Annotated in this window: 15 protein-coding genes; 14 read left to right on the top strand and 1 reads right to left on the bottom strand. The window is 32.5% G+C overall.

The window, feature by feature from the left end:
* Positions 1-258: 258 nt before the first annotated feature.
* The 13 genes from ACW2QF_RS12800 (at position 259) to ACW2QF_RS12860 (ending at position 10,955) form a co-directional block, all read left to right on the top strand.
* Positions 259-1,428: a hypothetical protein gene (locus ACW2QF_RS12800; RefSeq protein ID WP_455716397.1), complete on the top strand. Its 1,170-nt coding sequence runs from the start codon at positions 259-261 to the stop codon at positions 1,426-1,428.
* A gap of 36 nt (positions 1,429-1,464) precedes the next feature.
* A complete protein-coding gene (locus ACW2QF_RS12805) occupies positions 1,465-1,854 on the top strand; it encodes a VOC family protein (protein ID WP_455716398.1) in 390 nt (129 codons plus the stop codon).
* Between the two features lie 373 nt (positions 1,855-2,227).
* Positions 2,228-3,241 carry a penicillin-binding transpeptidase domain-containing protein gene (locus ACW2QF_RS12810; protein WP_455716399.1) on the top strand — a complete coding sequence of 338 codons (1,014 nt, stop codon included), beginning with the start codon at positions 2,228-2,230 and terminating at the stop codon, positions 3,239-3,241.
* Positions 3,242-3,515: 274 nt separating this feature from the next.
* Positions 3,516-4,001 carry an ADP-ribosylglycohydrolase family protein gene (locus ACW2QF_RS12815; protein WP_455716400.1) on the top strand — a complete coding sequence of 162 codons (486 nt, stop codon included), beginning with the start codon at positions 3,516-3,518 and terminating at the stop codon, positions 3,999-4,001.
* A 99-nt stretch (positions 4,002-4,100) separates the two neighbouring features.
* The gene (locus ACW2QF_RS12820) at positions 4,101-4,610 is read left to right on the top strand and encodes a GNAT family N-acetyltransferase (RefSeq protein WP_455716401.1); all 510 of its coding nucleotides are present in this window, start codon (positions 4,101-4,103) and stop codon (positions 4,608-4,610) included.
* Positions 4,611-4,667: 57 nt separating this feature from the next.
* Positions 4,668-5,147: a hypothetical protein gene (locus ACW2QF_RS12825; protein ID WP_455716402.1), complete on the top strand. Its 480-nt coding sequence runs from the start codon at positions 4,668-4,670 to the stop codon at positions 5,145-5,147.
* 249 nt (positions 5,148-5,396) lie between these two features.
* On the top strand, positions 5,397-5,789 hold the full coding sequence (locus ACW2QF_RS12830) for a desulfoferrodoxin family protein (RefSeq protein WP_455716403.1): 393 nt from the start codon (positions 5,397-5,399) through the stop codon (positions 5,787-5,789).
* A gap of 54 nt (positions 5,790-5,843) precedes the next feature.
* Positions 5,844-6,356 (top strand): ferritin, encoded by a 513-nt coding sequence (locus ACW2QF_RS12835; protein WP_455716404.1) that lies wholly within the window; start codon positions 5,844-5,846, stop codon positions 6,354-6,356.
* Positions 6,357-6,621: 265 nt separating this feature from the next.
* Positions 6,622-7,923 carry a 3-phosphoshikimate 1-carboxyvinyltransferase gene (gene aroA, locus ACW2QF_RS12840; RefSeq protein ID WP_455716405.1) on the top strand — a complete coding sequence of 434 codons (1,302 nt, stop codon included), beginning with the start codon at positions 6,622-6,624 and terminating at the stop codon, positions 7,921-7,923.
* 119 nt (positions 7,924-8,042) lie between these two features.
* The gene (locus ACW2QF_RS12845; protein ID WP_455716406.1) at positions 8,043-8,780 is read left to right on the top strand and encodes an epoxyqueuosine reductase; all 738 of its coding nucleotides are present in this window, start codon (positions 8,043-8,045) and stop codon (positions 8,778-8,780) included.
* 19 nt (positions 8,781-8,799) lie between these two features.
* Positions 8,800-9,057, top strand: a complete 258-nt coding sequence (locus ACW2QF_RS12850) for a cysteine-rich small domain-containing protein (RefSeq protein ID WP_455716407.1) — start codon at positions 8,800-8,802, stop codon at positions 9,055-9,057.
* Positions 9,058-9,094: 37 nt separating this feature from the next.
* Positions 9,095-9,982, top strand: coding sequence for a DegV family protein (locus ACW2QF_RS12855; protein ID WP_455716408.1), 888 nt, complete (start codon positions 9,095-9,097; stop codon positions 9,980-9,982).
* A 94-nt stretch (positions 9,983-10,076) separates the two neighbouring features.
* The gene (locus ACW2QF_RS12860) at positions 10,077-10,955 is read left to right on the top strand and encodes a radical SAM protein (RefSeq protein WP_455716409.1); all 879 of its coding nucleotides are present in this window, start codon (positions 10,077-10,079) and stop codon (positions 10,953-10,955) included.
* Between the two features lie 10 nt (positions 10,956-10,965).
* On the opposite strand, the gene ACW2QF_RS12865 is transcribed toward ACW2QF_RS12860, so the two are convergent.
* Positions 10,966-11,637: a class I SAM-dependent methyltransferase gene (locus ACW2QF_RS12865; RefSeq protein ID WP_455716410.1), complete on the bottom strand. Its 672-nt coding sequence runs from the start codon at positions 11,635-11,637 to the stop codon at positions 10,966-10,968.
* A gap of 305 nt (positions 11,638-11,942) precedes the next feature.
* Here ACW2QF_RS12865 and lepB point away from each other — a divergent pair, with 305 nt between their 5' ends.
* Positions 11,943-12,605 carry a signal peptidase I gene (gene lepB / locus ACW2QF_RS12870; protein ID WP_455716411.1) on the top strand — a complete coding sequence of 221 codons (663 nt, stop codon included), beginning with the start codon at positions 11,943-11,945 and terminating at the stop codon, positions 12,603-12,605.
* Positions 12,606-12,686 lie beyond the last annotated feature (81 nt).

Consider the following 12,686-nt stretch of genomic DNA (forward strand, 5'->3'; position numbering starts at 1 on the left):
TTCGAGTTCTCGGGATTATTTTTTGCTTTTTAACCGGTGTATGAATGTTTTTAATTTATTTGTTTTACGTTTATTCATTTTACGTTAATTTACTATTTTAATTAGTTATTCAAGGCATCTACACAATACGTTAATAGTTTACAATATATGTATTGCGCAGTATAATAAATGGTAATTGGTGGAAGGTTAGGTGATGCATATATGTATTGTTCTGTATATTATTAAAAGGTAATTGATAAATAGAAGGAGATGCTATAGATGCCCAGTTTTTTTAAGAGAAAATATTTAATTCTTCTTATGGCTATTATGGTTTTAAGCGGTTGTTCAACAAAGCAAGAGTTTACCGATGATAATACAGACCAGAATACTATGAGTAATGAAACCATACAGGAATCAAAAATTAAGGATGCAATCACCTTAATTGAGGACAAAAAATATCCCCAGGCAATTGGAGTATTGTCTGATATAAGTGATAATGAAAAGGCTGATGATTTATTAGAACAATTACGCTACATTATCAATGGTAAATATATAGCGAATATTGTTGATGGAATTGCTGCAATTAATAATAATAGAGAAGTTGAAATCATTGTGGATGATTCCATAAAAAAATATTACCAATATGATAAAGTGTCAAACTGGTCTAATATAAAAAGTCTTTCCTTTGCTTTGGGTCAGATTGATGCATTGGATGAAGAGGGACTTATTCATTCCAGTCCATCTACGGATAAGAACTATAACTATATGGCAGAACAATTAAGCTCTTATAAAGATATAATTGCAATGGACACAGAATATGATAATTATACTTTATTATCTAAGACGGGGAGTATAATTGCATATTCGGCAAAGTACAATGAAGAACTGGAGAAATATAAAGATTATATATCTACTTGGAGTGGCATTGTAGATGTTGTGACAGCGCAAAGTAAAATTGCAGCGTTAAAGAAAGATGGTACAGTTTATGTTGCTAATTTTAATAAGTATGCACGTGAAAAATCTGCAGCCGCCAGTTTATATGATGATGTAGCTGACTGGACGGATATTGTAGCAATATCTGTAGGCTCTGTAGGACCTATTGTAGGATTGAAATCTGATGGAACTGTGGTTGTATCCAAAAACTCGTTATATTATAAAACTTATTATGATGTATCCGATTGGAAAGATATCATTGCTATTTCAAATGGTAACAGTTGTCTGTTAGGATTAAAACGTGATGGAACCGTAGTAGCCACAGGTGATAATGAAAACAAACAATTAGATGTTTCTGGTTGGACCGATATTGTAGCAATTGCTACTGGGGATTGGATTTCCATTGGATTAAAATCGGATGGTTCTCTAGTTGTTGCCGGAACAACAGAAAATGATGTTGATATGCCTGATGTGTCTGGTGCAAATGATCTGTACGTACCTACTGTTAAGTATTAATGGTAGAAATGTATTGTGATAGAAAGGAAGAACAGGATGGTAAATTCCATATTTCAAAACGTAGATTGTATATCTTTTTACGTTGATGACCTTGACAATGGTATTTCGTTTTATTCAAATTCACTTGGATTAAAGCTACTATGGAGAGCAGAGTATTCCTGCGGGCTTGGAATGTCCGATGGCATAACAGAAGTTGTGCTTGTAAATGAGCACAATCCACAAGTCAATTTTAAAGTAGAATCAGTAGAGTGTGCATTGAAAGATTTTCTGGCTGCAGGTGGAACCCTTGAATATGGTCCGTTTGATATCGATATTGGAAAATGCGCTGTTATTGTTGATAAATGGGGAAACAGGTTTTGCATACTTGATATGAGTAAAGGAAAGTATACTATTGATGCTAATGGAAATGTGACAGGTGTTAAGTAAATAATTATAAAATAAGTGGAGGTCATTGTTATGAAAACGAGGTTGAATCATGTGAGAGCTAATGTTACTGACTTATACAAATCCATAGAGTAATGTTGATGAATTATGGGAAAGAGTAAAAGATAAAGTGACTATTGTTGAAACGATTGAAACACTTCCTTATGGAAGTAGGAAATTCACTATTTCCGACATTGATGGGAATGAGTTAGGGTTTGTGCAAAGTGCGGGAGGAAAATAAATATGAAATATGGATTATGTGGTATTGACTGCACACAATGCGGTTCGTTTAAGGAAAAAGAATGTAAGGGGTGTCACGCAATGCACGGATATTCAATTTATGATCGTTGCTAATGGTATCAAGAAAGGGAACGAAATGAAAAGTTATAGTAAAAAATATATTTGTAGATATATGATTTTTACTTTTATTATAGGCATCTGCTTTAGTGGTTGTAAGAGAGATGAACAATTAAAAAATACAAAACAATATCCTTCCGAATCTATAGCCCAAGAATCAGATTCTAATCAAACAGCTTCTAATTTAAAACAAGATATCGTGGATGATACTGAAGATGTCTTGCTAGAAGAAGAAAACAATTCAATCACTAAAGAAGTTGACTATAGTGAATACTTTGATGGATTAGAAGGTGGAGCAGTCTTTTATGATACAAAACAGAATATATACTATATGTATAATAAAGATATATGTGAGGAAGAAGCTTCACCATATTCCACATTTAAGATTATAGCTACTTTAATGGGACTGCATGAAAATATCATTAACTCTACAACATCTACTATGGGATATGATGGAGAAATATATGCAATGCCCACATGGAACGCTAATTTGGGGCTTAAGGATGCATTTAAAGCATCTTGTGTGTGGTATTTTAGAAAAGTAATCAATGAGATTAGTAAAAGTGAAGTTCAAAAACAGTTAGACAATCTATGTTTTGGTAATTGTGATATTATTGAATGGGAAGGAAATAAAGATTATGGCAATCCCCAAATTAGTGGGTTTTGGTTGGATTCATCACTCAAAATTTCACCAATAGAGTGGGTAGAGGTCTTATCAAAGATTCTAGGTGGGGATACAATCTATTCAACTGATGAGATTAATATTCTAAAGGAGATCATGTTAACTGAAGAGAATAAGAACATAAAGATATACGGGAAAACAGGTACTGGAAATAATAATAAAGGGTATCGAGGACATGGCTGGTTTGTCGGTTTTTTCGAAGGAAACAATGAAAGTTATATTTTTGCCGTTCACTTAATGGATCAAAGTGATGAAGTGTCTGGGAAAAAAGCTCATGAAATAGCAGATGATATAATAAATAATTGTTTTATAAAATTTAGAGAAGAAAGTGAGAGTTTTGATCGAAAATAATGCCATTGGTATGCAAACTACAATCAAAGCTACTTATGGATATCAATATACGAGATTTTATAATACGGATAAAAGGAGGTTGAATATGAATACCAAAGAAATAGAAGAATCAGTACGCCGATATTGTTATAAAAGCAAGTGAAATATTATAGTAAAAGTATGTAATATACCTGTCACATTAGAGAATTATTGTGAAATAGAAACCTATGTTAATAGACTAAATTAATAGATAAATACTTATGGAATGCTGGTGTAGAAGAAAAAGGAGGAGAGTATGATTGGTGCAGTTTTTGGTGATATTATCGGCTCAATATATGAATGGCATAATGTAAAAACTGAAGAGTTTGATTTATTTCCGATAGGAAGTAAATTTACAGATGATACTGTTTTGTCAGTTGCTGTAGCAAATAAAATATTAAATCAAAATTATGCAACGATAAATAACAAAGCTGTTTATGCAATGTGGTACAAGCAATATTACAAAAGATATCCCAATGCTGGATTTGGAGAGATGTTTTCGTCTTGGGCGAATTCAGATGGTATTCAAGTACAGGAATCGGAGTCCTATGAGGATGCCATAAGAAAAGCTATTTCCATAGGCGGTGATAGTGATACAATCGCATGTATAGCAGGTGGAATAGCTCAGGCATATTACGGTAGTATTCCACAAGAAATATATGATAGAGGTATTGCAAAATTGGATGTAGGATTACGTATAACTTTAAAAGAATTTGAAGAAAAGTACAATATCAAAAGGTAATTCTGAAAAATGATCATAACCTAATCAATCAAAGTTTGATGGCATGATTACATAATATTTAGATTTCATTTAGTTGATGAAAGGAATATAGCTGATATTATGATTAAGTTAATAAAATTAAAAGTTACTGATGGTAATGACATATATGAAATGCTGCAAGAAATTCCAAAGAATGAAAATGGCTATATAAATTCCGTTAATGGTATGACATTCCATGAATATAAAGAATGGCTAATAAGAGAAAATAATTTTTCACAATATGATGAGATAAAAGACGGTTGGAAAGTACCAAGTAGTACATATTGGATTTATGTGAATGGAAAACCTGTTGGAATGGGAAAAATCAGACATTTCTTGACTGAACAACTATATCGAGAAGGTGGCCATATTGGGTATGCAATTCGTCCAAGTGAACGAAACAAAGGATATGGGAAAAGATTACTTAAGGAATTGATTAATGAAGCGTCGAAGATAGGTATTGATAAGGTATTATTGACAATAAGAAATGAAAATGAATATTCATTGAAAGTAGCTTTGGATAATGGTGGAGTTATAGAAGATAGAGACAATATTAGAAGCTTTGTTTGGATTGATTCAAGAGAGTTTTAGGATGGTAGCTAAATACAAAAGAACATAATCAACTTAAGGAAGGATAGTGATTAAACAATGTTAGGACATATTGGATTTTCTTATATAGGCTTAATTTTCCTACTTATGTTAATGATCCCGAATTTAATTTGGGCTAAAAACCAACCACAAGGATATGATGCAAAAAAAGAGAATAAAATATTATCAGTCTTTGAAAGAGTAGGTGAAGTGCTAGTTACTTGCTGCGCACTGTTCTTTTCAGACTTTAACTTAAGAAAATGGTCGCTTTGGTCATGGTGGCTGATAGCGGCAGTCATTTTGATGGTCATGTACGAAATTTGGTGGTTTCGTTATTTTTCTAGTAAAAGAACTTTATCAGATTTTTATAGCAGCTTGTTAGGTGTTCCGGTTGCTGGAGCAACACTTCCCGTAATGGCATTTTTCTTACTTGGTATTTATGGAAAAGTGATTTGGTTGCTTATATCTACTGTGATATTGGGAATCGGCCATATTGGAATACATATGCAACACCGTATAGAAATTCTTACTGGGGATTAATGGGTTTACCTTTCATTCTAATGTTAATCTCAAGTTACACATCAAGCAAATAAATAGACCTTATTGAGACATTTTATCGCGCTAATACTTCGCTAAGATTTTACAAATTGACCGTGCATTGATTGTTTATTTGATTTTTTCGCGTTATAATTTAGATGGTAGTACATAAGTATAAATATTTGATATATTAAATGAGTTTTTTTCTCACTCTCATTTAATATAGAATAATAAAAAATGGAGGAAATAATTATGGGAAAAGAAGAACTAAAGTTTTATGTTTGTAAGCATTGTGGAAATATTATTACTAAAGTACAAAACTCAGGGGTACCTGTAGTTTGCTGTGGAGAAAAGATGGCGGAATTAGTACCAAATACAACTGATGCAGCAACAGAAAAGCATGTACCTGAGATTACTGTTAACGGTGATGAGGTTGTAGTTAAAATTGGATCTGTAGAACATCCAATGACAGAAGAACATTATATTCAATGGGTTTATATCCAAACTGAAAAAGGTGTTCAAAGTAAAAAACTAACACCATCAGATAAAACAGTAGTTACATTCAAACTTACAGATGATGATAAATTAGTTGCTGCCTATGAATATTGCAATCTTCATGGATTATGGATAAAAGATTATCAATAATATTTGATATCTAATCTTTATACTTAAAAATATAAAATAGAAGGGAGTGATAGTATGCTAAATCAGGAAATAGTTAAACTATTGAATGAACAATTGAACAGAGAGTTTTACTCTTCTTATTTATATTTACACATTGCGAATTATTATGCAGACCAGAGTTTAAGTGGTTTTGAAAATTGGTTCTATATACAAGCTCAAGAAGAGCTTGACCATGCACTATTATTTAGAAAGTACATACTAAATAATGGAGAATCAGTTATTTCAACGAAAATAGCAGGAGATTTTCCTAGTTACAAGGATTTTCGTGAACCATTAAAGTCAGTATTAGATCATGAGCATTATATAACTAAATCAATTCATAATATTTATGAACAGGCTTATAAGCTCAATGATTTCCGTACAACTCAGTTTTTAGATTGGTTTGTTAAGGAACAAGGTGAAGAAGAGAAAAATGCAGATGATAATGTCAAGAGATATGACTTATTCGCCAGTGATGCTAAGGGATTATTCATGTTTGATAATGAACTAAGTACTCGTGTATATACAGCACCATCATTGGTTTTATAGAATGAATTATAATATGAACTTATTATAGAAAGAAATTCCAGTAGTGATTACATTACTGGAATTTCTTTTTTGTTAGACTTAAGAATTGATGTGATTTACAAGATTTTCAATATGTGCTAGAATGTATGGAAATATGGAAGGAATACCTACTCAAAATTAATAACAATTCTACTATAAAATGGTTGTAAATAGGGAAAATATATATTATTATAATATAGTTGTAATGTAACGTGGTAAAGTAAAACGAAGAAATAGGTATAAATGAATGAATAATAATATAAATCAATATCGTTGTAGTAAACAAAACAAATCAATAAGTGGAATAGTAAAAGTACCAGGATCTAAGAGTATGACTAATCGTGCGTTGTTATTGGCAACGTTGTCAAAGAATGATTCCATGTTAAGTGGTGTACTTTTTAGTGATGATTCTAGACATTTTCTCATGTGTTTAGAACAGTTAGGCTTTGATTTACAGATAGATAAAGAGAATAAAACAGTAAAGATGCAAGGTACCGGTGGAAATATACCCAATAAGACAGGTACCATCAATGTTGGAAGTGCTGGGACAGCAGCAAGGTTCTTAACTGCATTGTTGGCACTATCTGATGGTGAATATGTAATTGATTGTTCGAATCAAATGAAGAAGAGACCAATGAAACCTTTATTCGATGCGTTAACAAAGATGGGTGCCTCTTTTGTGTTTCTTGAAGAAGATGGATTTTTACCAGCTAAAGTAATTGGTAATGGAGGCACTTGTAAAGATGTTACGATGGATATTAGTAAGAGTACTCAATTTTTAAGTGCATTACTTATGGTTGCACCTCTTACCAAGAATGGTCTTAGAATTACCATTACAAGCGAGAAAAAAGATGGAGCTTACATACGCATAACAAGAAAGATGATGGAACAGTTTGGCGCACAGGTAGATTTTGATGGCGAAGTTTATGAAGTATCTGGTGGTCAAGAGGTAGTTGTAGGTGACTATTATATTGAACCGGATGTATCTGCGGCATGTTATTTCTATACGGTTGCAGCATTGTTAGGAGGAAGCATTACAGTAAAGAATGTGTTCTACAGTTCCATGCAAGGGGATATGAAATTTATAGAAGTTTTGAAAATGTTGGGATGTAAGGTCATAGAAACATCAGAAGGAATTAATGTTACTGGACCAGAAGATGGTGTTTATGAAGGTATCGACATTAATATGAATGATTTTTCTGATCAAACTTTAACGATGGCAGCATTAGCAGCATATGCAACGACGCCGACGGTAATACGGAATGTAGGTCATATAAGGCTTCAAGAATGTAACCGTATGGCAGCTATTGTTAATGAATTAAATCGTGTTGGTATTACATGTGTCGAAGAAGGTGACGATTTACGAATCACGCCAGGTGAGGTACATCCAGCAGTTATTGAGACATATGAAGATCACCGTGTTGCTATGGCATTTTCATTATTGGGTCTAAAGAGTGATGGAATTATTATAGATAATCCAGACTGTTGTAAGAAAACATTTGAAGAATATTTTGAAGTACTTGATGATTTGTTGAATAAGAACAAGTAATAGTTGAGGGGAGTATTAAGAAGTATCTAGAAGTTGCAATTTGAAATTAGCATCTGGATACTTCTTTTAATATAGATTTGTAATTTCAAGTGAATGAGTTTGAGAAAGGGGTAGTACATATGAATGAGGAATACAATGGTAATAGAGATGCTAGTAATCCTGTATTAAGTAATGTGTCAAAGGAGCAACTGAGGCAGATTATCTTAGATTATGGTGCACATGTATGTGGATTTGCAGATATCGATAGATTTGGAGATGCGCCAAAGGGTTTTCACCCATGTGATATCTATTCTGAATGCCAAAGTGTTGTAGTATTTGGAGTAGCATTACCCAAAGGATTATATAAGGTAGATTCTAGATTTATTTATGGACATTTTAATTATGATATATGTAATAAAGTTAATGAGATTGCTTATAAGATTGCGATACTTATTGAGAGAGAATATGGAGGTACTTCTGTACCAATTCCTGCAGATGGACCATATGAGTATTGGGATGCAGAAAACCTGGAAGGTCGAGGATTACTGTCAATGAAGCATATGGCTGTACAAGCGGGTATAGGAACAATGGGTAAAAATACACTTTTTATTAATGAAATTTATGGTAATCGCTTGACTTTAGGTTGTGTTTTGACTAATGTTAAAGTAAATTCTGATACATATGCCGAGCCACTTTGTTTGCCAAACTGTAATGAGTGTATAGAAAGTTGTCCTTCGGAAGCATTACATATAGGCGGGGTAACGCAAAAAAAATGTAGGATGAATGCCTATGGATCATCGGTGCGAGGATATGATACCGTAGAATGTAATCGTTGTAGAACCATATGCCCTATGAGATTTGGGGCAAGTGTGGTATAGTATAAGAAGGAGTCTTGTAATGGAGCATTATAAGTTTACACAAAATAGAAAGTGTGAGTACTTCCCATGCCATGAGACGAACAATCCAGATAAATTCAATTGCTTATTTTGTTATTGCCCTTTATATGCATTAAAAGATCAGTGTGGTGGTAACTTTAGTTATAACGAAAAGGGAATTAAAGACTGTTCAAATTGTCTTGCACCACATGGGATAAAGGGGTATGAACATGTAATGTCACATATTAAAGAAGTAATTGAATTAGGTAAAAAAGGCTAATTTAATATCCATAATTTTGAAAGGAGTGCGATTTAGAATGGATAGATATGTATTATCCTGTTGTTCAACTTCTGACATGTCAGAAGAATTTTATAGTCAAAGAGAGATAGAATATGTTTGTTTTCATTATCTAATGGATGATGTTTTATATGCGGATGATTTAGGTAAATCAATGCCGCTTGATGAGTTTTATAAGAAAATATCAGATGGTGCAACACCTACCACGTCACAAGTCAATGTTGAAGAGTTCACAGAATTTTTTGAACCATTCTTAAAACAAGGAAAAGATATTTTACATATATGTCTTTCATCAGGGTTATCAGGTGTTTACAATTCTGCCAATATAGCAAAAGATAGTTTGTTAGAAAAGTATCCAGATCGAAAGATATTAATTGTAGATTCACTAGGCGCATCCTCTGGTTATGGACTTCTTATGGACTGTCTAGCAAATCTTCGAGATCAAGGAAGTACCATTGAAGAATGTTATGAATGGGCAGAAGAAAACAAGCTTAATATACATCATTGGTTTTTCTCGACAGATTTGACGAGTTTTTGGCGTGGTGGAAGAATTTCAAGATCTTCTGCAGTTGTGGGCCAGATATTAAGTATATGCCCGTTAATGAATATGGATGATGAAGGTCATCTAATTCCAAGGATTAAGATTCGTACCAAGAAGAAAGCAATTATTGAGATTGTTAAGAGAATGGAAGAACATGCAAAGGATGGCTTGGAGTATTCAGGAAAATGTTTTATCTCACAATCAGCTTGCTATAACGATGCAAGAGAAGTGGCAGATTTAGTTGAACAGAAATTTCCTAAGTTAGACGGAAAAGTTGTAATTAATAATATCGGTACAGTAATCGGTTCTCATACGGGGCCAGGTACAGTTGCATTATTCTTCTATGGAGATAAGCGAGTTAAATAAATACATATAATTCATACCTCACTAAATATGACATACTATGTCAAGTTTAGTGAGGTATATTATTTATATAAAATCTAATGAAGGAATGATGGTTTTGCATTATAAAGAAGTTAAATCGATAGTATCACCAAGTAATGGTATGAATCTATATCGAGGGTGTTCTCATGGATGTATTTATTGTGATTCTAGAAGTACATGCTATAATATGCAACATGACTTTGAGGATATTGAAGTGAAGGCAAATGCAGTTGAATTATTAGAGAAGACATTGTCACACAAGAGAAATAAAGGAATGATTGGAACGGGAGCTATGTCAGATCCCTATCTTCATCTGGAAAAAGAATTACAACACACAAGAAAATGTTTAGAACTAATAGATCGATATGAATTTGGACTTGCTATACAGACAAAATCAGATTTAATACTTAGAGATTTGGATTTGTTAAAGAGTATTAATGAAAAAACAAAGTGTGTTGTTCAGATGACATTAACGACATATGATGATGAGCTATGTAAGATAATAGAGCCTAATGTATGTGTGACGAGTAAAAGAGCAGAAGTACTTAATATAATGAGGGATAATGGTATTCCTACAATAGTCTGGATGACGCCGATATTACCATTTATTAATGACACCGAAGATAATATAAGAGGATTGATTAGGTATTGTGTAAAAGCAAAAGTATATGGAATTTTATTGTGGAATATGGGAGTTACCTTACGAGAAGGAGATCGAGAGTATTTTTATCAAAAGTTAGATGAACATTTTCCAGGGCTAAAAGAAAGATATATTGCTATGTATGGAAATCAATATATCCTTCCTAGTCCCAATAATGATAAGTTAATGAAGATAGTAAGACAAGAATGCAAGAAGCACGGTATTGTCTGCGAAAGTGATGTTTTGTTTGAGTACATGAAGAAATTCGAGACAAAAGTAAATATGGAACAGATGAGTTTATTTGATTATCTATAAATAATGTGCTTTATTTCTTCTTTAACAAAAAGAGTCGATTCATACCTTCCTGCCAAGGATATGGAAATTCTAGATATCGTTCTATATTATAAGAGTTTTCTAATATATGACACCAAGACGGAGTATCTAATTCATGAAGCCTTAGAACATTATCTTCAGCATAGAGGTTATCACCAAGAGGTGTCAATCCAAGTTGTATGAGTTCATCTTGGCTTATGTAAGGATTTAGTTTGAGAAAAACATAACCTCCGGGCTTAAGTATTCTTGTAAGCTCAGTGATAATTGTTCTAGCGATATCTTTCGGAGTAACATCTAGAACATTAGAGAGTATGATGCCGTCAAAACATTCGTCATCCATCTGTTTAAGATAATCAATATCACCAGTTACAAAATCTAGTTGATGATAATGATTTAGATATGCCATCTTCTGTGCATAATGTATGCCAACTTCAGATCGGTCTATGCCCATACCATATGTAAGATAGTTAAAATCAGCACATTGGAATAATATATCACCAGTACCACAGCCATAATCAAGGACTCGACGTGTATTTTGTGCGAATACTTTTAGGCAAGCATCGAAGGTTGGTTCTACTTCAAGTTTTTCGCCACTTAAGTCAACAAGTTTACATTCGGAATATACTTGATTCCATAATTGAGTGGAAGCATCATATTGTTCCATATAATCGCCAGCTTTCTGATAGAATATAATTTAGTCTACTATTATAATAACACAATTATAAAAAAATGAAGCAGTTGATTTGAAAAAAATAAAATAATAAAGTAGATATAATATAAATATTAAATTTGCTAATCTTTTATTTTGATAGACAAGATTAATGAAGAAGAAATGAAAATATTAAGGAATGCTTAATTATCAAAAAGGAATAAAAAATATGTAGTATATTATCTAATAGATTGCTATAATGAATATAAATTACAAAGATTGTAAAATATCTAAACTACATTAATTATGGAGGAAGTTAGATGAACACAAATCAAGAAACAGTTATACCTACATTACAGCAGACAAATGAAGAGAACATAGAACAAGCAAATACTGAATTAAAGCTAGGTGAGAGTGAAGAAGAAAATAAAAAAGTAAAACCAGGTAAAGATAAAAAGAAAGTGAGCTTTCTAAAAGAACTTCTGATTTGGATATGTATATTCTTGATTTGCTTTAAAGTAGTACCTACTTACATACTAGAGCGAACACTGGTTAAGGGATCATCCATGCAGAATACATTACAAAACAAAGAGCAATTAATGGTGGAAAAATTAACCTATCAATTTTCGGATCCCAAACGTTTTGATATTGTAATTCTTATGCCTTTTGGTGATGATGTAGATGAATATTTTATCAAGAGAGTAATCGGCTTGCCGGGAGAGACTATCCAAATTGAAGATGAGAAAATATATATAAATGGCAAGATTTTAGAAGAGAATTATGGTAAGGAACCGATACAAGATGGTGGAATTGCTACCGAACCACTTACTCTTGCTGATAATGAATATTTTGTAATGGGTGATAATAGGAATGGTAGTAATGACAGTCGCGCAGATTATATTGGACCAATAAAGAGAGAGCTAATTAAAGGCAAGGCTTTTGTAAGAATATGGCCTTTGAATAAAATTGGTTTACTTGATTAGTTTAGTTATGCAAATATACAATAACCAGAGTTTTGCTTTTTACATTATAAATACAAGTAAACAACACGCTTCATATATTGA

It is taken from the genome of Anaerosporobacter sp. (assembly GCF_965301125.1).

Coding starts and splice junctions, on each gene's coding strand:
- ACW2QF_RS12820 (WP_455716401.1), top strand. CDS start 4,101: ATGATTAAGTTAATAAAATTAAAAGTTACTGATGGTAATGACATATAT.
- ACW2QF_RS12865 (WP_455716410.1), bottom strand. CDS start 11,637: ATGGAACAATATGATGCTTCCACTCAATTATGGAATCAAGTATATTCC.
- ACW2QF_RS12805 (WP_455716398.1), top strand. CDS start 1,465: ATGGTAAATTCCATATTTCAAAACGTAGATTGTATATCTTTTTACGTT.
- ACW2QF_RS12830 (WP_455716403.1), top strand. CDS start 5,397: ATGGGAAAAGAAGAACTAAAGTTTTATGTTTGTAAGCATTGTGGAAAT.
- ACW2QF_RS12855 (WP_455716408.1), top strand. CDS start 9,095: ATGGATAGATATGTATTATCCTGTTGTTCAACTTCTGACATGTCAGAA.
- ACW2QF_RS12850 (WP_455716407.1), top strand. CDS start 8,800: ATGGAGCATTATAAGTTTACACAAAATAGAAAGTGTGAGTACTTCCCA.
- ACW2QF_RS12810 (WP_455716399.1), top strand. CDS start 2,228: ATGAAAAGTTATAGTAAAAAATATATTTGTAGATATATGATTTTTACT.
- ACW2QF_RS12845 (WP_455716406.1), top strand. CDS start 8,043: ATGAATGAGGAATACAATGGTAATAGAGATGCTAGTAATCCTGTATTA.
- aroA (WP_455716405.1), top strand. CDS start 6,622: ATGAATAATAATATAAATCAATATCGTTGTAGTAAACAAAACAAATCA.
- ACW2QF_RS12815 (WP_455716400.1), top strand. CDS start 3,516: ATGATTGGTGCAGTTTTTGGTGATATTATCGGCTCAATATATGAATGG.
- lepB (WP_455716411.1), top strand. CDS start 11,943: ATGAACACAAATCAAGAAACAGTTATACCTACATTACAGCAGACAAAT.
- ACW2QF_RS12800 (WP_455716397.1), top strand. CDS start 259: ATGCCCAGTTTTTTTAAGAGAAAATATTTAATTCTTCTTATGGCTATT.
- ACW2QF_RS12835 (WP_455716404.1), top strand. CDS start 5,844: ATGCTAAATCAGGAAATAGTTAAACTATTGAATGAACAATTGAACAGA.
- ACW2QF_RS12825 (WP_455716402.1), top strand. CDS start 4,668: ATGTTAGGACATATTGGATTTTCTTATATAGGCTTAATTTTCCTACTT.